The sequence below is a fragment of the Streptomyces sp. G7(2002) genome (assembly GCF_028870195.1).
In the GTDB taxonomy this organism is placed as follows: domain Bacteria; phylum Actinomycetota; class Actinomycetes; order Streptomycetales; family Streptomycetaceae; genus Streptomyces; species Streptomyces nigrescens.
Map to the genome: position 1 here is coordinate 127,921 of NZ_CP102609.1, position 20,238 is coordinate 148,158.

At 68.9% G+C, this 20,238-nt stretch carries 14 protein-coding genes and 3 pseudogenes; 7 read left to right on the forward strand and 10 right to left on the reverse strand.

The features are described 5' to 3' along the window. Positions 1-31: 31 nt before the first annotated feature. Together NUT86_RS00540 and NUT86_RS00545 are read left to right on the forward strand one after the other, a co-directional pair. Complete coding sequence (locus NUT86_RS00540; RefSeq protein WP_274732639.1) at positions 32-3,868, forward strand: hypothetical protein; 3,837 nt, start codon at positions 32-34, stop codon at positions 3,866-3,868. After that, positions 3,865-5,370: a polymer-forming cytoskeletal protein gene (locus NUT86_RS00545; RefSeq protein ID WP_274732640.1), complete on the forward strand. Its 1,506-nt coding sequence runs from the start codon at positions 3,865-3,867 to the stop codon at positions 5,368-5,370. Before NUT86_RS00540 ends, NUT86_RS00545 begins: the two co-directional genes overlap by 4 nt. Before the next feature lie 572 nt (positions 5,371-5,942). On the opposite strand, the gene NUT86_RS00550 is transcribed toward NUT86_RS00545, so the two are convergent. The 5 genes from NUT86_RS00550 to NUT86_RS00570 all read right to left on the reverse strand — a co-directional run bounded on the left by NUT86_RS00550 (position 5,943) and on the right by NUT86_RS00570 (position 8,843). Then, positions 5,943-6,533: a DUF5994 family protein gene (locus tag NUT86_RS00550; protein ID WP_274732642.1), complete on the reverse strand. Its 591-nt coding sequence runs from the start codon at positions 6,531-6,533 to the stop codon at positions 5,943-5,945. A 288-nt stretch (positions 6,534-6,821) separates the two neighbouring features. Continuing rightward, complete coding sequence (locus NUT86_RS00555) at positions 6,822-7,244, reverse strand: YjbQ family protein (protein WP_159492133.1); 423 nt, start codon at positions 7,242-7,244, stop codon at positions 6,822-6,824. 105 nt (positions 7,245-7,349) lie between these two features. Continuing rightward, on the reverse strand, positions 7,350-7,622 hold the full coding sequence (locus NUT86_RS00560) for a hypothetical protein (protein WP_159492131.1): 273 nt from the start codon (positions 7,620-7,622) through the stop codon (positions 7,350-7,352). Positions 7,623-7,971: 349 nt separating this feature from the next. After that, a complete protein-coding gene (locus NUT86_RS00565; protein WP_274732646.1) occupies positions 7,972-8,178 on the reverse strand; it encodes a hypothetical protein in 207 nt (68 codons plus the stop codon). 275 nt (positions 8,179-8,453) lie between these two features. Then, positions 8,454-8,843, reverse strand: a complete 390-nt coding sequence (locus NUT86_RS00570; RefSeq protein WP_037743720.1) for a hypothetical protein — start codon at positions 8,841-8,843, stop codon at positions 8,454-8,456. Positions 8,844-8,913: 70 nt separating this feature from the next. Between NUT86_RS00570 and NUT86_RS00575 the strand changes: the two are divergent. Beyond that, positions 8,914-9,829, forward strand: a pseudogene (locus tag NUT86_RS00575) (IS982 family transposase). 18 nt (positions 9,830-9,847) lie between these two features. On the opposite strand, the gene NUT86_RS00580 reads toward NUT86_RS00575, so the two are convergent. Next, positions 9,848-10,132: a hypothetical protein gene (locus NUT86_RS00580; protein WP_274732650.1), complete on the reverse strand. Its 285-nt coding sequence runs from the start codon at positions 10,130-10,132 to the stop codon at positions 9,848-9,850. 742 nt (positions 10,133-10,874) lie between these two features. After that, a complete protein-coding gene (locus NUT86_RS00585; RefSeq protein ID WP_159492127.1) occupies positions 10,875-11,030 on the reverse strand; it encodes a hypothetical protein in 156 nt (51 codons plus the stop codon). 1,733 nt (positions 11,031-12,763) lie between these two features. Between NUT86_RS00585 and NUT86_RS00590 the strand changes: the two genes are divergently transcribed. After that, entirely contained in the window at positions 12,764-13,216 is a 453-nt protein-coding gene (locus tag NUT86_RS00590) for a VOC family protein (RefSeq protein WP_148589518.1), read from the forward strand. A gap of 778 nt (positions 13,217-13,994) precedes the next feature. Here NUT86_RS00590 and NUT86_RS00600 read toward each other — a convergent pair. Next, positions 13,995-14,717: an SDR family oxidoreductase gene (locus NUT86_RS00600; protein WP_274732655.1), complete on the reverse strand. Its 723-nt coding sequence runs from the start codon at positions 14,715-14,717 to the stop codon at positions 13,995-13,997. A 638-nt stretch (positions 14,718-15,355) separates the two neighbouring features. Between NUT86_RS00600 and NUT86_RS00605 the strand changes: the two genes are divergently transcribed. Further along, positions 15,356-16,336: an alpha/beta fold hydrolase gene (locus tag NUT86_RS00605; RefSeq protein ID WP_446750743.1), complete on the forward strand. Its 981-nt coding sequence runs from the start codon at positions 15,356-15,358 to the stop codon at positions 16,334-16,336. A 525-nt stretch (positions 16,337-16,861) separates the two neighbouring features. Here NUT86_RS00605 and NUT86_RS00610 read toward each other — a convergent pair. Beyond that, entirely contained in the window at positions 16,862-18,766 is a 1,905-nt protein-coding gene (locus NUT86_RS00610; protein ID WP_274732659.1) for a S9 family peptidase, read from the reverse strand. Positions 18,767-19,046: 280 nt separating this feature from the next. Next, positions 19,047-19,459, reverse strand: a pseudogene (locus NUT86_RS00615) (MerR family transcriptional regulator); the annotation flags it as partial. A gap of 169 nt (positions 19,460-19,628) precedes the next feature. On the opposite strand from NUT86_RS00615, the pseudogene NUT86_RS00620 reads away from it, so the two are divergent. Beyond that, positions 19,629-19,751: pseudogene (locus NUT86_RS00620) on the forward strand (phosphatase); the annotation flags it as partial. 37 nt (positions 19,752-19,788) lie between these two features. Beyond that, positions 19,789-20,223 carry a hypothetical protein gene (locus NUT86_RS00625; protein ID WP_274740772.1) on the forward strand — a complete coding sequence of 145 codons (435 nt, stop codon included), beginning with the start codon at positions 19,789-19,791 and terminating at the stop codon, positions 20,221-20,223. Positions 20,224-20,238: the final 15 nt, after the last annotated feature.

Below are 20,238 nucleotides of genomic sequence, written 5' to 3' on the forward strand. Positions count from 1 at the left end.
ACACCGTCCACAGAAAGGGCAGGAAGGCGCAGTGACGGATACCCCCGGAGCGGCCGCCGCACAGCAGCCGCTCGTCGTCCCCATGCAGATCGAGGCCCTGGCCGTCAACGAACGGGTCCGCCTAGCGGAGGTCTTCCAGCGGTGGCAGGCCAACTACGCCCTCACCCGGCTCAACCTGTCACCCGAACCACCCGCGTTCTCCAACACGGACACCGCCTTCAACTCCGACCCCGCGCGCGAAGGCATCTACCTGCACTGGCAGTTGCCCGAGGCCCTCACGCACGGCACCGACACCGACGGCGACGGCGTCCCCGTCTTCCCGCTCGTCCCCAACCGGTGGCTGGTCGTCCGCCAGGCCGTCGCCACGGCGTCCGGGGAGCGCACCGACACCGGCTGGATCGTCGAGAGCGACCACCTCGACCCGGCCCTCGGCACCAGCCCCTACATGGACCGCGACGGGCGCCTCACCCGCATCGGGCGCCGCGTCGATCTGGCCACGGGCGAATGGAGCGAACCGGGCACCCCCGGCGGGCTGTTCCTCACCGCCGTCGGCCCCGGCCTGCCCACGTTCGCGGCCTACCAGCCGTACAACACCGATGTGTTCTCCGTGCACGACCGCACCGACGACCTCGACCCGCGGACCGCGTGGCAGCTGAACTACCTCGTCGCCGGCTGGTACGGCGACCCCGCGGCCGACCCGCTGGCCGGCGACCTCGCGGCCCGCATGGCCGCCCTGCGCTGGACCGCCGACGGCACGGCCCCGGACAGCGCCCGTACCGTCTGCCACGGCACGGTCCTCGACATCGCCTGGCAGCGCCAGGGCAGCCCGATGCCCGCCTCCGACCGGCCCGACTACGTCACCATCGGCGTCGGCAACAACACCGAGCACGCCACCAAGGCGATCACGGAGCACGCGGGCCGCCGGGCCGGCGCCCCGCCCGAGCTCGCCGCGCTGCTCTCGGCCGTCCACTCCGGCGTACTCGACCTGCTCGACGAACCCGACGGGCAGTTCCGGGCCGAACGCGCCGTCCACGCCTCCTGGTTCACCCCCACCCACGCGGGCTACACCTGGGTCCTGGAGGACGTCCCACCGGATGCCCCCGCCGAGGGCGCACGCCGCCGGCCCCGTGCCGCCCGGACCGCGTACGCCGAGGTCCTGGCCCGGCTCAACACCGCCCAGGCCGCCCACGACGCCGCGGTCCAGGACCTGATCGGCGCGCAGCGCAGGCTCTACGACCTGTGGTGGGCCGCCAACCTGCCCAAGGTCCCCGAGGCCCCGGGCGAGCCGGCCGGCGCCTACCGCGAACGGCTCGACGCGCTGGTGAGGACCGCGACCGAGGAGGCCAAGGCCGCGCGCGACACCGTCGCGACGCTACGCGCCGCGATCCCCTGGGCCGAATCCCCCGACGACCTCAATGACGCCATCCGCGCCTACCAGGACGCCCACGGGCTGCCTGCCGACCAGGTCGTCCTCAAACGGGACGTCCTGCCCGGCTTCCAGCTCCCCAACGACCCCGTCGTCGTGATCCGCGGCACCAAGGACCGGCCCCTCCCGCCCGACCCCGAGCAGCCCGCAACGGCCGACCTCTACACGGTGCCCGAGGCCACGTACGACGACGCGGAGGAGGACGAGGCCCCGCCGCTCGCCTGCCGCTGGCCGGCCGCGCTCGTCACCGGCGTACGGGCCGCCGGGACCACGGTCTCCGCGAGCCAGGCGAACACCCCCGCGCCACCCCACCTGCCCGCCCCCGACGGCCTGGCCGGGGTGCTGGCCTCCCTGCTGCGGGAGCTGCTCCACCTCGCCCCCTCCAACGCACGCGCCCTCGCCCGCGCCGCCGGCTACGCGGGCGATGTCACGGCGCTCACCGAGGCCATGCGCGCGCCGGAGGAGAACGCGGTCGGCACCCCGGGCACGTACACCGCCCCCTGGCGCCAGCCCTGGTCGCCGCTGTTCTTCGAGTGGAAGGTCGACTACTTCCCCATCGAGTGGCAGGGCGACCCGGGCGGTGCGGGCGCCGGGCGTGCCAACTGGAGCTTCGACGGGACTTCCTACCGCTGGCTCGGCACCGGCGCCCACCCTGTCCCCGTCAGCCTGCGCGGCCGCCAGTTCCTCACCCCCACCCCCGGGAAGACCACGGCCGCCGCGCTGCGCCAGTACGCCCGGACCCACCCGGGGCCGGCCGCCGGTGCCCTGCGCTCCCTGGCCCGGCAGGCCGACGACGCCGACCTGTTCGCGCAGCCGCTCGTCGGCTTCACCGAGCAGCTCACGGCGCGCGGCCACACCCCGGCCTCCCTCAACCCGCACTCCCGGCTCTCGCCCGACCTGCGCACCGCGCTCACCGAGGCGGCCGCCCGCACCCTGCCGCCCGACCCCGGCGCCCGGCCGCGTCCCTTCACCGGCTGGAACGCCTCCCTCTACCAGCCGCTGCGCGCCGGACAGTTCGCCTTCGAGCGGCTTGCCGTGATCGACCGCTTCGGGCACACCCTGCCGGCGATCTTCCCGGACCCGCGCGCCCTGCTGTTCGCGGCCGGCAACGAACCCGGCGACGTCATCGGCGTCGGCGTCCCCGCCCGCCGCTTCGCCCCCGAGCTCCCCGCCGAGCTCACCCCCTCGCTCAGGAGCCCTGCCGACCCCGCCCAGGGCCACCACACCATCAACCCGCCCACCTGGTACCGCTTCACCCAGCTCACCCCGCGCCTGGTCCAGCCGGCCCGCGCCGGGTTCACCCTGCTCGACGCCCGCGACGACCTCAACCCGCTCACCACGTCGAGCGACCCGGACACCACGGCCGTCGCGGCCTGGCTCGTCCCCGGCTACCTGGACCGGGCGCTGTACGCCTACGCCCCGGACGGGGCCCCGCTCGGCGAGCTGCGCACCACGCTCCCGCCCGACGGCCGCCCCCGGGCCACCTGGCACCCGCTGCCGTACTCCCGCTACCGCACGATCGGCGAACTGCGCGACGCCTACCCGCACCTGCACGACTTCCTGGTGGCCCTGACCGCCGCCGACCGGGGCCCGGCCGCCCTGCGTTCCCTCCTCACGGTCATCGACCGCACCCTGTCCACGACCGCGCCCCTGGGCGAGGCCCCTCCGCCGTACACCCCGAGTGTGCTGCTCGGCCGCCCGCTCGCGCTCCTGCGCGTCCGCCTCGGCATCGACCTGGACGGCCCGCCGTACGCCGACCCCGCCTGGCGGAACCTGCGCGAGGGGACCCCACCCGGCTACCCCTCCTACCGCTGGCCGGTCCGGCTCGGCGAGCGGAACGAGCTCGCGGACGGCCTCGTCGGCTACTTCCACGGCGACCACCGCGCCACCGACTACAGGCTGCTGCACACCGTGCTCGACACCCCCGAACTCCCCGACGAGGCCCGCGACTACTTCGCCCCCATCGGCACCGGATCCTCCCTCACGCTGCCCGCCCGGCCGCCCGGCAGCGACCCCGAGAACCGCGACGCGGCCTTCCTCACCCTGCTCGCGGACCCGCGCGGCACCGTGCACGCCACCACCGACATCCTTCCCACAGCGGAGGTACGGCTGCCCGCCCGGCTCGTCGAACCTCCCCTCGCCGAGCTCCCGGTGTCCTTCCGGCTGGGCCCACTGCCCGCCACCCCGTACGCGCCCGAGCCGGACCCCGCGGGCAACGGCGGCCACGCCGCGCACCCGTCCGCGCTCCTGCTGCCCCGCCCCTCCGACCGGCACGGCACCTGGACCTGGGTGGAGAGCGCCACCGGCGACCGGTGGACCGAGGCCGACACCTATGCCGCCGACGGCGAGGCCCACCACCCGCACCCCGCCCCCGCCCTGCGCACCGGACGCCTCACCCTCCGCCCCACCCCCGCCGCCGAGACCGAAGGAGACCGCCGATGACCGACGCGCCCCGAGCGGACCAGGGCCCCCTGCTCACCTATGCCCTGACGACCGTCCCCAACCCGCTCACCGCCAGCCCGCCGGACGTCAAGCCGGGCGACGAGGACGAGAACTCCTACGCCGACATCGACCTCGTCATCTCCAACAGCGGCAGCACGCCCGTACGGTGCAGCAAGATCGCCATCGTGCTGCCCGTCGGCACCCTCGCCCAGGACCTGGCACTCACGGGCGAGGGCATCTCCGCCTACGTCGAGCCCGACTCGGGCTGGACCGTCGTCGACGTACAGTCCGACGTCCTGCTCGCGGTGCCGACGGCGGAGACCGCGGTGTTCCCGGCGGCGGGCGAGGCGGGACCGTCGAAGGTGCGGTTCAGCATCGCGCCGCAGGGCGGGGAGAGCGAGGTCACCGTCGACGGGCTGTACCTCACGCTCCGCCGCATCATGGTCAGCGACAAGGCGGGCGTCGCCAGGATCGAGATCGAGGAGTGGGCGACGACGGACGGGACGATCCCCGACACGCCCCACACCACGACCCTGGACGTCGCGAAGTTCCCCTTCCGCAGTGGGGCCGACCCGGCCCCGGGTATCGGCCGCGCCCTCGTCGCCCTCAAGAGCCAGGGCGGCCCGCCGGCCACTCGCATCGCCGCGAACGCGCCGGTCCGCCTGGAGTGGCACCACGTACGGGGCGACAGCCACGAGCTGTACATGGACGACCGGCGCGTCACCGACGCCGCGATCGCGGGCGGCAGCAAGTACGACGTCCCGGCCAACACGGTGCGGCGCGACACGGCGTTCGCCCTGAAGACGGTCACGCCCACCCCGGACGGCGGCTTCGTGGTGCGCTGGGACCACCTGACCGTGTGCGTCACGGACCAGACGCTGGCCCAGCTGACGGTGAGCGGCGCCCTCCAGGCCGACGGCAGCCTGACGACGGGCAGCACGTCCGAGACGAAGTTCAACCACCCCGTCTCCGTCCTCAACGGCAAGAAGCTGACCGCGACGGGCGAACTGCGCGTCGACGGAAACGTCTCGGCCGGTGGCACGGCCCAGATCACCGGGAAGCTGACGGCGGACGGGGACGTCCAGGTCAACAAGTCCTTCAAGACGGGCACCGCCGGCGAGTCCGTCTTCTACCACAACGTCACGGTCTACACGCCGAGCAAGCTCGTCGTCGGCAAGGACATGCAGGTCAACGGAAGCGTCACCGGCTCGCTCAAGGTCACGGGCTCACTGAACGCCGACGTCGACGTCACCCGGGGCGGCAAGGGCGTCCTTGCCCACAACGACACGATCAGCATGAGCAACACGCGGTACGGGGGCTACCTCTACGCACCGGCTTACGACTACGACGGCGACCGTGGCTACATCTTCCGGTGGAAGCCGGGCAATCCGATCAACAATGGTTACTGGAAGGTCGAGCGGAACTCCACCACCGCGGAGGCCCTCCAGGACCTCCCGGCCGCCGAGGACACCACCACCACGGAACCCCCGGCCGGGAAGTGAGCCGATCCGGGTGATCACGGGGAACGAGGCCGCCGGCCGGCGCACCACAGCGGTCACGTGGGGCGACCGCTGCCGGGCTCCGGCCGTCTTTCGGTGCTCCGCCGCATAGTGGTGCGGCTGTCGGCTCACTCCAGGACGGCGAGGTGGTCGGCGGCACCCCCGCGCCGCTCGATCAGGAAGAGGGTCGCATCGTCACCGGTGCTCCCGCCCCGCTCCTGTTTCAGGGTGTGGGAGAGCGAGCGCATCCGATGTTGATCAACTGCCCGGCACCCCACCACCTCCTGAGAACACTGGCAAACGCCCCCCGAAGTAGTCGACACAGCCCAGACGAGCGTCGGTTTCCGGGTCCGGTTTGACCGGGGCGCGCGTCGCTACCGGCCTTCGTGGGTGCGTCGCTGCCGCCCATCCAGCACTATGTGCCAACGCGGCACTGTTTGGCATGTTGCGGCGCGCGAACGGCGCACCGTGGGAGACAGTCCGGATAAGAGATCAGCCCCAGGCTGTTGGCCTGGGGCTTTCCTCCGAAGCGGGTTACGGGAATCGATGCCGCGCTCTCGAAGCTTCCACGATGCTCAGATACTTTCCGTCGCGTCTGGTACCTGAGCAATGACTGCTCGGGCGGAGGAACGAGAGGTCGGCAGGCTTGCTCCATGGCCGCCTTCGGAGTCCCAGACCGAGACGAGGGACAGTTCCGTCTCCTCCGCGATCCGGCGTTGCTCCGCTTCGTTCATCAGGGCGCTCGCGGTGAGGGTGCCGAGCGGATCGGCGGCCTCCGTCATGAGCCGGGCGGCGGTGGCCGGGCTGGTCTCCGGGGGGATGACCAGCAGGTCCCAGCGGCCGATGCTGTAGGAGAGCAGCAGCAGCTTGTGGGGGTCTTGCTCGGCCGTGAACCAGCCGACACCCACCACATGCCCGTCGACGGGCACCTTCCGTGGGATGACCGGCCAGAAGGTGGGGTTCACCGTGACGCGGGTGATCCGCCCCCACAGCGCGTCGAGGACGGCCGTCAGTGCGGGAAGTTCCGCCGTGAGGTCACGGGAGCGGGGCCACCACGCACCGTCGAGCAGAGCTGGTGCGGTGCCGGCCGGTGCCAGCATGAGTCGCAGGGGCAGCGAAGAGGTCCGGTCTTCGACCGCCGGCGTATACGGAATGGTCGTGGTCATGACGCGGACCTTGCCCCGGGCCAACCACACCGGCCCGGTGTCGTGAATCGCCGAAAACGACACGAGCATGGAGGCTGGTGTACGAATTGCCCTCGGTGGTTCCAGCTTACTCCTGGTAAGGCTCGCCGAGCCGATCCGGAGCAACGGGGCGAACGGCACAGGAGACCTTGGAGCAGGCGGCCCAAGAATGGAGAAGAGGCAGCGCCTCCATGCGGGCAGCCGGACGCTCTCGTACGAGATCGGCTGCCGACGGGGGTTGTCAGCCGCAGGACCGCGTGGGTCGTCCGGTCAGCCGAGGAAGGAGAGCCGGACCTGGCGCTCGGGGCTGTCACGGTCGGTGTTCACCAGTACGAGGGACTGCGAGGTCCCCAGCTCCAGCTCGCCATCGACCACGGGCAACGTGGCGTGTGGTGGCACCAGAGCCGGGAGCACGTGGCCGCTGCCGCGGCCTGGACCACCGTGGCGGTCCCCCCAGCGGTCGTCCGCGGGAAGAATGCCGCGCAGGGCTGCCAACAGATCATCGTCACTGCCCGCGCCGGTCTCGATCACGGCCAGACCGGACGTCGCGTGGGGGGTGAAGACGTTCAGCAGTCCGTTTCGCCCATGAGCGGCCTCCCGGAGAAACGCGGAGCATGCGTTCGTCAGGTCGTGCATGGTCTCCGTGGCGCCGGTTGCAATGGTGAGGGTGCGGGTGGTGAAGGTGCCAGCCATGGTTCACCGGTACCCGCCGCGGAGGAGCGGCACTAACGGCCGGATGGGTTGTTCTCCGGGCCTCCGCTCGCAGCCGAGGGGGTCGGACGCCGCCTGAGCAAGGCGTCAACCGTGCTCTTCTTCCTCAGCCTCCATGCGCCGAATGCCCTGGTGCGTCAGCGTGACCATGGCCGGCGTATTGCCTGCGGCCCAGTCGACCGTGATCAGGTCCTCGCCCACCAGATACGTGCAGGCGGCAGCCAGATCCTCTGCCGGGATCGCGAGATCCTGCGCCAGCTTGGCCCCGGTGACACCCAGAAGGCGGTTGCCTTCAGTGGCCTCATACAGCGCCTGCATGATCTTCTCGCGGTACGCCTTCCGCTCGGTCAGTGATGCCATGACTGCTACCTCTGGGGGAGAACTGCGTCGCGCTCATCGCAGTGCCGGAGAACTTCTGCGACCCGGCGCGCGGTCTCAAGGGATGCGGCGACGATACGGGCCTCGGCCGTCCCCGCAGGCACTCGGTTCTACAGGTCTCATGCCGGCCTCTCTCTGTCTGGCCTATGAGGTGCCCACGGGGTGAATGCTCACACCTACCGCCGCCAGTCATGGAACGGTTGGCGTCCTCTTCGCCCTTGTCGTGCTCTCCGCGGCGAGCTACCGACGAGTGGAGAGATGAGCTTGCCAGGCCCGCCGCCGGCCTTCCGACTCCGGCAAGGACGGGAGCGCTCGAAATGTCCTGACCTGTTCACCGTACTCCGGGCGGCGGTCCACCGAATCCACGCGAGACCAGGAGTTCGCGGAGGCGGTTTGTGCGCCGCTTGGGCACCCCCCTGCCGGCGCTGACCACGACCATCGCGTTGGACCGCACGCCGACGGTGTCGATCCGGTGGTGGTCAGCGGTGTCGAGCAGGAGGTAGCCGAATCGCGTGGGTACTGGCAGCGAGGTCGTCAACAGTTCAGCGCAGCGCAGCGAGCGCGGGATCAGCCATCGGACCGTCCGGCGGCGGAGACCGGGCGGTGCGGATGTCGCGGACGGCTTGGCGGACCACCGCGCGCACAGTGGCCGGGTCGATGAGCTGGAGGCCACGGGGGGCGAGTGCGGATGGTCCTAGATGATCAATTCCAAGGGATGCCTGCGGAGGGTGTGGGGTGGGCAGCGGCCGAAGCCACCGCGAGACGGTCAGGCGGCGGGCTGCCGGCCCTGGTTGTCGAGGTGGCAGCGGGCGGTCAGGCGTCAGGGTCGACTTCGGGGTGCGTGAACCGCACGGGCTTGCCCAGCGACCGGGCGTAGGCGATTTCGGCTCGAGTGCTGTCTCCGATGTAGTCGCCGACTACGAGCACCTCATCAGCGAGCCGGATCTTCGCCCGGTGCAGATCGTCGAGTCGAACCTTCAGCGCCTCGGCCTCGACAGGATCGGACCAGAGTTCGTGCGGCGACTTCATGTCACAGCCCGGTTTGACGACAATCTTTCCGGCTTTGGTCTCCCGCAGATCGGCCTCGTTCATCTCGGTCATGAAGCGGGTGGAGCCGCAGATCACGACGATACGCGGGAGGCTCAACAGCTTCTTCGCGTCGGCGAGCTTCTCCTCGGGGGTGAGCAGTTGCGGGTATGACACTGGTTCCTCCTGGTGGTGTGGTCCAAGGGGTGCCTGCGGAGACGAGAACGAGGGTGTCCAAGATCGTTTTGTGACGAACGACGTGGACACCCTCGCGACAGCACTCGATGCAACGACCGACGACATGCTGAAGGAGCATCCCGACCTGGCGCCATGGCGCCCGCCGGTCGACATTACGCCCCGCCTGAGCGATGCCGAACTGGTCACCCTCGCCACGATGCAGGCCATACTCGGCTACACCTCCGAGGCCAAATGGCTCCGCCATGCCCGTGCCCACCTGCGCCACCTCTTCCCCCACCTGCCCCAGCAGCCCGGCTACAACAAGCGGCTGCGCAAGGCCGCCGGTCTGATGCGAAGCGTCAACCGGATCCTGGCCACCACCACCTCGGTGTGGAGCGACGACGTATGGGGCGTGGACTCCACCCCGGTGGAATGCGGCCGCTCCCGCGAGACCGTGAAACGCTCCGACCTGGCAGGTTGGGCCGAATACGGCTACTGCGCCAGCCACAGCCGCTTCTTCTGGGGCCTGCGCCTGCACCTGGTCTGCACCCTTCAGGGCCTGCCCATCGCCTTCGCCCTGACCGGGGCCGAGGCCGACGAACGCGAGACCCTCCTTGACCTCCTGGCAGCCGAATGCGAGCTTCTGCGAGAGCGCCCCCGACAGACTCTCATCGGCGACAAGAACTACTTCGGCCGTGGGTTTCGAACGCGAACTGTCCGAGCATGGAGTCCAGTTGCTGCGGCCTGCCCGTAAAGGTGAACGGAAACGGCCCGGAGCAGCCCTGTTCAAGCCGCTGCGACAGGTCATCGAATCGATCAACGAGACCTTCAAGGGACAGCTTGACCTCGAACGGCACCGAGAGCGCACACCCGGAGGTGTCATAGTCCGCGTCATGCAACGCATCCTCGCACTGACCGCCGCGATCTGGCACAACGACGCCACCGGACAAACCGTCCTACGCTCAGTGATCGCCTACGATCACTGACCCCTTGGACTAGATCATCTAGACGGCGTCAGCAGCGTGGCTCAAGCCGAGTGCCAAGGGAACTCCTCCCCGACTCGTCATCTTTGGCTGAGGCGCTCCTTGGCCCGCCAGGCGTTCTCTGAGGGTGTGATAGATCGTCCGAATGTCGAGTAGCTCAGGAGCGCCTTTGACTCCCCGCTCAAGGATGTCGATCAGCATGCCTGTGAAGTCGGGGTAGAGCTTGCCCAGGGACGCGATTGCGGCGCGGGGCGAGGATATCGAGCTCAACACGTAGGTGCCGGTAGTGGCGGCGAGTTCCGCCACGGTGCCCATTGATTCTTGAACCGCTCGTCCTGAGAAGCAGCAGTCGAGGATAAGAACCTTACGTCTGGCTGGGCTCACGGCCAGAGCCTCGCACACGTCGTCATAGGGAATCGCGGTGAACGGTCGGTCGTAAAACGGTATCGCTCGCGGCGAGGTCGTGGCGCCGTGGCTTTGGGGAGGTCGGGCTGAGTGAACATCTGATGGGCCGTGAAATGGCTGTAGGGCACCTCCTTCTCTAGGCGCCGGACACTCGGTCAACCAGCCAAGGCGTGAAGCTCGTGGAGGCGCACCATGAGTTCACACAGCGGTCCTGACAGGCCGGAAGGCATCGGGAGCTGGGACATGAGGGTGCCTCAAGTGTTAACCGTTGTCATGAGATGTCGTGGACGATTATTTGTCGGCAGGCTCTGCCGAGGGTGTCTTTTCGCGTACTTCCCGGAGATTGCGCGGGTCGATGGTGGTGGTTCCAGGCTCCACCCCGCCCGGAAGGGCTGAGATCTTTGCGCCTGCACGGGATCAGGAACCGGGGCCCGGTTCCCGACAACCGGCCCTCAGCCCCGGAGGCGAGCGCCCGTGTGCTGGGCTGCGTCTTCAATCACATGGGCCATCAGGCCAGGGTGGCTGGTCATTACGACATGAGACGCGCCCGGCACCTCGACTACGTGCGAGTGCGCACGTCGGTGCTCGAACCGGTCCAGATCCGGGGTATGGGGATTGACTTGTCGGCGCAGGCGACTACGCCTCAGGAGGGCACGGTGCGCCAAACGGCTGCGGTGGTGGAGGCGGAGAACGAGGAGGCGCCAAAAGGCCATTGGTCGGCGGCCACCAACTGGGTCTCCTTCTCGGGCAGGTAGGCGGCGAACCTCTCGCGCAGCCGCCGTTCTGCATCGTCCAGCATTTTGAACGAGGCGTAGCACGCTCATACCAAGGCGAGCCATGGACCCTGCACTCATCAAAACGTTGCCGCCGTCGGAGGTGTTGACAGAGATGGCGAAGCAAGTGGCACAGATCGTAGACGTCGACTGCACCGGCTCGCCTGACCATTAATCACTGAATTGATGCGGACAAGGCGTTGGCCCCGATAGCTGTACCTTTGGGTGCCGTGACCCAGAGTGCAGACCGCGCGATGAGATCGCGACTCTGAATCCTATAAGCCTGGGCGGAAAAGTGGGAATCCAGAGAGCAATCAGCGGCCACGTTGAGTACGCGAAGAAGCGGAAAATTTACCTCAACTTTCAGCCATCTCCCGTTTGATTTCGGCTCGCGTCACGGCGTAGCGTGGGATGTGGTTCAGCTGGAAAGCTTTGGACAGCTGGATGATCATCACAGATCCAAGGAGGCATGATGAGCTTCCGAAGTGTGTTCCCCCGCAGGCATGGCGATGACTGGGACGACTACGGCCGGCGTGGCTACGGTCGTGGACGTGGACGCCGCTATGGACGTGGACGCGGTCGAGGCCGTGGACGCGGCTTTGGTCGAGGACGCGGTTTCGGCCGTGGAGGCCGTTTCTAGCGCCCCTACGGGTCAACTTCGAGGCCGGCCCTCCCTCATGAGGACCGGCCTCGAAGGTGGTGCGAAGCCGGGACTGCCGATTGCGCCGATGCCCATTCGCACTATCCGCAAACGGGGTGTGATCTGCTGGAGCCTCCTGGCTCGCAGCCCTCGATGAGGAAAGGCATCAACGGCGGAGGCAACTCATCGCTTTGTGACGCTCCGGCACCCTGAACCCGTTTTCGCCAACAGGTCATTGGGCACTGCCACATCCCCCGACTTTGCTAGTGCCTGGACAAGGGAAACGCTGCGTGAGGCACATCTGGTCACACGCAGCGCGCTTCCGCGCCTTCCCTGGCACGATCGATTTTCAGTATTCCCGTCAGCGGCTCTCCTGGCAATCCCCAGGGCGCTGAATCGCACCCCTTGTAGAATTCTTTACCCAATAGTCGAGGCGCCAATTCGGCCCTGCTGACGGAAGGCCTACGTTCCGGCGAAAGCGGTCCACCCGTTGACCTCGCGTTCGAAGGTCGTCACAAATGGTAAGGCGCAGTTGCAATGCGGGTAACAGTGCCATGGACCGGTTCAACCCCCAGCCGGGTGCGGTGAGGTGGTTGATCGCGCAGAGTTGCGCAGGCCCAGTGCATGGTCAGATGATTCCATTCCCGTCGTCACCTGCCTGACCCGCCCCGCCTGGCAGGCGGTCACCGCTCCCGTCGGTGACCGACAGGTGCCCCATACATCCCCTCGAAGCAGACAGACGGGTCGCTCGGGCGCCGGCCGGGAGCCACGGGTTGCAGCGGGCACCGGGACGCGATGACATGGAAGTGGAAGCCAAATACAGGGGAAGCGCCACCACGGGACTCGCTGCCATCGCCAAGGTGTCGGTCACACCTTCGGCTTCTTCCCGTCCCGGTGATTGGAGGCGCGTGCCGCTGGCGGCTGCACGAATCCCCCAAGGGATGCCGACGGTCTACCGCGGTGCCTCCATCAACCGGCACGGCCTGACCAGTGAAACGGCTCCTGCACGACACTGGACTGTATGGGCGTAGCGGCACCGCAGCGGTGTGCGGCTCGGCTGCGTCGGGCTCGTGGAAATCAATGCGCCGGGTATCGCGGTCGGCGGATAGAGGTCCAGAGATGAACAACGACGGCATTCCAGCCCCGAGTGAGGGGCTGCTGATGACGCATTTCTTGACGGTGCGTGATGTTGTGCGCTCGCGCCGCTTCTACAGCGAGGTGCTCGGCGGGCAGGTAGTCCTGGACGAGAACCCTTGCATCGTGAAGCTCGCCAACAGTTGGATCATCATGAATCCGGGTGGCGGCCCGACCCCGGACAAGCCTGACGTGACGCTGGTACCACCCAGTGAACCGCACACCGTCTCCAGCTTCATGAACCTGCGGGTCGCCGACATCGAGGCCTGCTACGCCCAATGGAGCGCGAAGGGAGCGGAGTTCCTGACTCCGCCGATCGACCGGCGTGCCGAAGTCCGCTGCTACCTGCGCGATCCTGATGGTTACTTGATCGAGGTCGGGCAGGCCACCGGAATGCTGGAGGGTATTTTCGCCCGCACCGACACCAATTCCGGGTAGTTCATCCTTCCCAGGCAGATCGGGAGGCCGGAGGCTTCGAGGTACACGGCGCCGGTGGCGGCAACGGCGAGGTCGGAGCGTTCGAGCCAGCGGCAGCGCGGGCGTAGGGGGCGACGTAGACGGGCTGGTCCCAGAGGTGGGTCTGGTGGTGGGCGCCGGCTGCGACAGGGGCTGCGTAGCCGTCCGGGCTGGGGCGGTGAGACCTGAGGAAGGGGCGTTCCTCCCCCCGGAATCAACGGAGACGCCAGGCCGAAGGACTGCTGCGTCAGGCCGAGATCGACCACAGCGCCGCCACCGCCGGCGAAGCCCTCGCGCTCGCCCAGCGGATCGGCGCCTCCCGCTGCGTCTGCCAGATCAGCGTCCTCGCAGGCGGCTACAAACCCCACCTGAAAGTGCAGGGAGTTGAGCAGTTCCTCAGCATCGTCCGGGCAGCGGGCATGCCCCCCAGGAGGCTCCTCATGAACAACGAGCTGCCGCCCGCCCCCACATGCGCACCGCTGGCCGCCGGGCAGCGTTCAAGACGTGGCCGGGGCACGGCCGGCGCAACCTCGACGTCGCACGTGAGGGCGAAGGGTTGCTGCAGCAGATCGGTCATCCGCTGCCCGCAGGCGGTTGGTGGGGATCGTGACCGACCTAGGCAGCGGCGGCTCGCTCACCAGGCGCGGCCGCGCAGAGCTCACGGACGCGGTGCGGCGGGGCGAGCCGGACAGTGTCTTCGCAGCCAGCGGCATCGCGCGAGCTGCCGGCCACCCCGATGCCACCCGTGACCGTCAAAGCATCAGTCTGGTACGAGCCCACCGGTGAGGTTGAGTTCGGTGGCTGTCATCGTGCGGGCCCAGCTGGAGGCGGCGAAGACCGCGGCGTTGGCGACGTCGTCGTAGGCGGGGCGCTCGGCCAGGAGCGCCGCCTTATCGGCCCGGTTCTCCTCACCGGGTGCGGGAGAGCCGGGTGAGAGAAGCCAGGCGACGCGGACACCCTGCGGACTGAGTTCCGCTGCGAGTTGCCGGCAGACGCCTGTGAGGGCGGACCAGGTGATGTGTGATCCTCCCAGGTCGGGGATGGTCTCGCGGCCGCCGGCCATGACGAGGAGGACGCCGCTTCCACGGCGGACCATGTGCCGTGCTGCTGCAGTGGCTGTGGTGAGGGTGGTCGTCACCGCCTTCGTGACCGGGCGGAGCACGTCGGCGAGGGCCATGTCGAGGAGCGGACTCCCCTGCATGTCATCGTTGGACGTGGCGTTGAAGCAGATATCGATGCCGTCGCCCGCGGCCGCCACGGCATCGGCGTGGCGGTCGACGGCGTCGCGGTCCGTCGCGTCCAGCTGGGCGACGTGGGCGACCCCGCCCTCGTCTTGGATGCGTCGCGCGACGTCTTCGAGGGGCGGCACGGTTCGTCCGGTGAGGTGAACCGCGGCGCCTTCGCGTGCGAAGGCGCGAGCAACAGCCGCCCCCACTGCTCCGGAACCGCCATGGACGATCGCTGTCTTTCTGGCCAGTAGCACGGTGATCTCCTCGGCACGGATGCTGACGGCTGTGCAGACCTGACGCAAAGAGCGGACTCATCGCTCACTGACCACTCTCCGCCTGAAGATACTGACTACCAGGTCCGGCGTGTCCCGGCTGGCCCGGAACCGGAATGGAAGCCGCGCGCAGCGCCGTCGGCGGTCACGGCCGCAGTGGCCTCGTCGATGTCAGTGACGGTGACGCTGGCGCCTTGGCGGGCCGGCTCGATCGCCACCCGCCGCTCGCGCTCAGACCCACAACACCGACACGAATCGGTCCCTGACGAGGGGAAACGGACGTCATATGCACACCCCACGCATTCGCGGCCGCCTGCTCTCCCGCCAACGATCAACAGTCGTGTAGGACCCGGCCTACGAACCGCAGGGGCCCTCTGCACGGATCGCGATGGCCGGCGGCTCACAGCCGATGGCGACCTGATCCAGGGAGTGGCTTTCCCCGAGGCGACCGGACGTTCGCTCAGTGGCACGGTTGCTACGACGGCAAGCCGGTCGAGCCAGTGCTCTACGCACGGCACTGGACAGTCATCGGACCACCCGATTGGAGTGCGCGGCCGCGCCTGCCGGTGCGGAGGGGGGAACACTCAGATGCCGTAGGCCTCACGGAAAGCGAGAACGCCATGGCAGCATGCCCGGCACCCGGCTCACGGCGCCGAATACGTCGCACACACTTCATCGCAGCCGGGTGCGCCATGGCCCTGTGCGCGACCGTGGCAGCCCCTGCCGCCGCGGACGGCGGCACGACCACGACCACGGCCAAACCCACCATTGTGCTGGTGCACGGGGCGTTCGCGGACGCCTCCAGCTGGAACGGGGTGGTCGAGCGGCTCGAACGCCGTGGCTACTCCGTCATCGCCCCCGCCAACCCGCTACGCGGTCTGTACAGCGACTCCACCTACATCGCCTCCGTGCTGGACAGCATCAAGGGCCCACTCGTGCTGGTGGGACACTCGTACGGCGGTTCCCTGATCAGCTCGGCCGCCGCGGGCAACGGCCGGGTGAAGTCCCTGGTGTACGTATCGGCACTGATGCCCGACGTGGGCGAGAGCGGCATGTCCCTGGCCGCCCGGTTCCCCAGCGAACTCGGCACCGCCACGAACTCCGTTCCCTACCGGGCCGGCGGCGTCAGCGGGACCGACCTCTATCTCAAGCCCGACAGGCTCCGCCCGGTCTTCGCCGCCGACCTGCCGGAGAGCACCACGAGGGTCATGGCGGTGACCCAACGGCCAGTGGCAACGACCGCGTTCTCGGAGAAGGCCAAGGTGGCCGCCTGGAAACACATCCCCTCGTGGTTCCTCGTCGCGAAACAGGACAGGACCATCAACCCCGACCAGGAACGCTTCGAGGCGAAGCGCGCGGGGTCACACACGGTGGAGATCGACTCCTCCCACATCGCCATGATCACCCACCCCGAAGCGGTCACCGACCTCGTCCTCCAAGCCGCCACGGCAGCCGAATCCGCCCGGCCCGAGCTGCCCGCCACCGGGTCCCCCCATGCCGCCCGGACCAAGACCGCACTCACCGGCATCGCCGCCGGCTCGTTGATCGCGGGCGCAGGAGCCGTCCTCCTGGGCCGCCGATGGGGGCGCCCCACGTCCTGACGGCGCCCCAGGACGGCGTCGCCTCCTGTGCCGCCGACGACCGTACGGCGTACGGCTAGCTTCGACGTGGTTTCCACCGCCCTTCACCGAAGCCATCACGGGACCACTCCCCAGCCACTTCGGTGATTGCTGTCGCATGAGGCCAAGGGAAAGCCGCGGAACGCCGATATCTCGCGGGCGCTGGTCCTCGGGGCCACCGGCCGCACTGGAGCGGCGGTCGTGAAGACGCTGGAGGCGACAGCCGGCCAAGCAGTCCGGTGCGTGCGTCACGCAGCAAGGCGACCGTATCCGACCGCACTTCACACACCACACCTCACGACCGCTGGCCTCTGCCACCGATGCCACCGATGCCACCGATGCCACCGATGCCACCGATGCCACCGATGCCACCGATGCCACCGACGTCTGGCCGCTGCCACCGGCTCTGAAACCAACACGAGGCATTCATGTAGGACCGTGGGGTCACCTGCAAGGTGGACTTGGCGGTGCAATGGCTACCAGGCTGAGGTCTGCTCAGACCGTGTCCTACATGGTCGGTTCGAGGAGCCCGTGCCGTCCGCCCAGGTATCGGCGCAGGAATCGTTCGGCCGCTCGATACATGTCGATCCGGTTCTCCGGATTCAGGAACCCGTGCCCTTCATCGTCCTTGACCATGTACTCGACTTCGACCCCATGCTCCCGCAGCGCGGCGACGATGTTGTCGGACTCGGCCTTCACGACGCGGGGGTCGTTCGCGCCTTGCACCACCAGCAACGGTGTACGGATGTGCTCCACCCGGCTGATCGGCGAGCGGGCCAGCATGTCGGCCTCCTGCTCGGGATCAGCGGGGTTGCCCACAAAGCGGTACCAGTTGGCAACGAGCGCGGGTTGGAGGAACGGGGGCAGCGAGCGCATGACGTTTGCCAGGTTCGACATGCCGACGTAGTCGATGGCCGCGGCAAAGCGGTCCGGGGTGAACGAGATGCCGACGAGCGCGGCGTAGCCGCCGTAGGACCCGCCGAAGATGCCGATCCGGCCCGGGTCGGCATAGCCCTGGGCGACCGCCCAGTCGACGGCGTCGATCAGGTCGTCGTGCATCGCGCCGGCGAACTCCCCGATCGCGGCCTGCGTGTGGGACTTGCCGTAGCCGATGGAGCCGCGGAAGTTGACCTGGAGCACGGCGTAGCCACGGTTGGCCAGCATCTGCACCTCGGGGTCGAATCCCCAACTGTCCCGGAACCAGGGGCCACCGTGGACCAGCAGCACCATCGGAAGCGCGGACGGTTCGATCCCCACCGGCAGTGTCAGGTACGACGGCAGGGCCAGCCCGTCCCGCGCGGTGATCGTCACCGGCCTCGTGGGGGCCATTGTGTCCGGGGCGAGGTGCGGGTAGGGGCGGAACAGCAGTCGGCTCTCGCCGGTGATGTGGTCGTAGTAGTAGGTGACCTCGGGGTCGCGGTCGTGGACGAAGTTCGCGACCCATCGCTGCCCGCTGTCGTCGGACGAGAGCTCTCCGAGGTCTCCGTCGGAGAGCGGCTCAAGGTTCCGCAATACGGCAGCGAAGCCCGGGTCCACCGGGCGGATCTCCTGCCGTTCCCCGAGGTAGCGCACGCCGAGCAGCGCGCCGGTGCGCCGGTTACGGATCAGCGGCGACGACAGACCCGCGACGGCGCGCCGGGACCCGTCAAGGTCCAGGGTCGGGTGGCTGTCGACTTCGGTTTCCGCTCCGGTGGTCAGGTCGACCCGGACCACGCGGGTGAGGTCAGTGCCTCGCGTCGAACCGATCCACACACCGGATCCGTCCGGGGCCATCTCGAACGGGTTGATCCCCACCGGGTAGTCGGCGCCATCGAAGGTGGTGATCAGCTCCAGCTCGCCCGCCGTCGCGTTCCAGCGCGACAGCGCGAAGTCGCCCTCCTCGGTCAGGGTGCGGGCGAACAGCTCGCCGTCGGCGCCCCACAGCCAGCCGTACACGTGGCCCGGGTTCTGGGCCAGAACGGCGAGTTCACCGGTCATGATGTCGATCTCCGCCAGGTCGAACTCTTCGGGCTTCCTGGCGTTGAGCTGCACGATCACCTTGCCAGGGCGTTCGGCGGGCAGGTCCAGCTCCAGGACCTTCGTCCCGGGAAAGGGCGTGAGGTCGACCACGGGGGCGTCCGGATCCTCGAGGTCGACCCGGTGGACGTGCCAGTTCTCGTCGCCGTCGGTGTCCTGGGTGTAGAGCAGCCGGCGCGGATCGTCGGTCCAGTAGTAGCTGATCACGCTGCGGGTCTCGTCAGCGGTCACGCACCGCGCGTCGGTGTCGCTGTCGACGCTGCTCACCCACACGTTCAGCCGGTTCTTCCACGGCGCGAGCCAGGCGATCCGGGTGCCGTCCGGCGAGATCGAGGCCTGTGTGCGCTCGGGTGAGCCGAAGAGCTCCTCAATCGTGATCAGTTCTGGCAGTGCCATGGTGCTTCCTTCCTTGAAGCCGCTTGCGGCTGGGGTTGGTTGATGCTCTGCGGGGTCCGGCTCCGGAGAGGCCGATGAGGACTCGCGGGTTTGGCGCGACGCCATTGAGGTTCCGGTCACGAGATCACCGTCGCCACATGAGGCGTTCCACCCGCCGTCGACCACGTGCCCGAGATGGTGAAGGTGCTGGGGGCAGGACCTGCTCGTGCCCTCATCGCGGCGACCGCGGACGTGGGGTCGCCGGCGTAGAACTGGGCGATCAGCCCGCGCACGGGCGCCGGGGCAACCGCGCCGAGGCGCGGGCCATATCCTCGAAGAAGGCGGCGAGTTCAGGAGGACGGGGGCCTCAGCGGGCAACCACCCGGTCCGCTCGGCCTGCTCAAGCAGCCGACCCGGGCGGGTGCGGCGCTGCCGAATGGCCTCCTCCTGGCGGGCCAGGTCGGCGTCCAGCCCGGCAAGGAATTCGAGAAGACCCCTGCCCGCGTCGTCCGCCAGGACATCCTTCGCTTCGAGCAGACTCAGACCGAGCTCAGCCCGATGGCGGATGTGGGCCAGCTCCACAGCATCGCGCAGCGTGTACCCACGACAGCAGTGGGAATGCCGCGGCCGCTCGGGCAACAGCCCGATGCGGTGGTAGTGCCGCACGGCGCGGGTGGCGATGCCGACGGTGCCGGCGAGCGCTCCGATTCGCATGGCGCCAGTAGAAACGTTGTCGCCGCGACAAGGTCAAGCGGCGCCACCCCATACCCATCTCATAGGAGAGAAGTGCAACAAGCCACTCAACGCCCCTGCCCCGACAACCTTCTATCGCGGCGGCCATAACGGCCGCACCGACTGTCCCATCGCGGGGGCCGACCATCGCCGGGCCCTTGAGACGTTCGCTGCGGTCTCGGGGAACCTCGGTCCCCATGAGTGCCTGGCCGCGCTGCACGAGTTGGAGGACGCGGACGTGCGGTCCGGCGTCTATGCGGCCTTCGACGGCGCGTGGAGCGGCCTCGCGCTCGGCATTGGGACTCGACCGGATGCTGATGCTGCTCAAGGGCATCCCGGACATCCGCGTCCTGCGCTCGGCCGAACCGTCCGTGGCCGCCCAGCTGACGGGCCTGGCCCCCTACCGGCCCGTCTCCGCCATGCCGGCCATCCGCCGGGACCTGTCCGTCGCGGTAGACCGCGACGACCTGGCGGAAGATCTCGGAGACCGGGTCCGCGACGCCCTGGGCCCAGACGCTGACTGCGTGGAGGCGGTCGAGATCCTCACGCAGACGCCGTGCGCGGAACTGCCGCCGCAGGCGCTGCAGCGGCTCGGAGCCCGCCCGGACCAGAAGAACGTGCTCCTCAAGGTAGTCCTGCGGCACCTGGACCGGACCCTCACCGACCATGACGCCAACCTGCTGCGCGACCGCATCTACGCCGCCGTTCACCAGGGCAGCGCCCACCAATGGGCGGCAGCCCGCTGAGGAGAACCGAGGCCG

Excerpts from the sequence above, each read along its gene's own strand:
- NUT86_RS00585 (WP_159492127.1), bottom strand. The coding sequence starts at position 11,030 with ATGCTGGACGATGCAGAACGGCGGCTGCGCGAGAGGTTCGCCGCCTAC.
- NUT86_RS00545 (WP_274732640.1), top strand. The coding sequence starts at position 3,865 with ATGACCGACGCGCCCCGAGCGGACCAGGGCCCCCTGCTCACCTATGCC.
- NUT86_RS00605 (WP_446750743.1), top strand. The coding sequence starts at position 15,356 with ATGGCAGCATGCCCGGCACCCGGCTCACGGCGCCGAATACGTCGCACA.
- NUT86_RS00590 (WP_148589518.1), top strand. The coding sequence starts at position 12,764 with ATGAACAACGACGGCATTCCAGCCCCGAGTGAGGGGCTGCTGATGACG.
- NUT86_RS00560 (WP_159492131.1), bottom strand. The coding sequence starts at position 7,622 with ATGGCATCACTGACCGAGCGGAAGGCGTACCGCGAGAAGATCATGCAG.
- NUT86_RS00625 (WP_274740772.1), top strand. The coding sequence starts at position 19,789 with ATGCTGATGCTGCTCAAGGGCATCCCGGACATCCGCGTCCTGCGCTCG.
- NUT86_RS00550 (WP_274732642.1), bottom strand. The coding sequence starts at position 6,533 with ATGACCACGACCATTCCGTATACGCCGGCGGTCGAAGACCGGACCTCT.
- NUT86_RS00555 (WP_159492133.1), bottom strand. The coding sequence starts at position 7,244 with ATGGCTGGCACCTTCACCACCCGCACCCTCACCATTGCAACCGGCGCC.
- NUT86_RS00610 (WP_274732659.1), bottom strand. The coding sequence starts at position 18,766 with ATGGCACTGCCAGAACTGATCACGATTGAGGAGCTCTTCGGCTCACCC.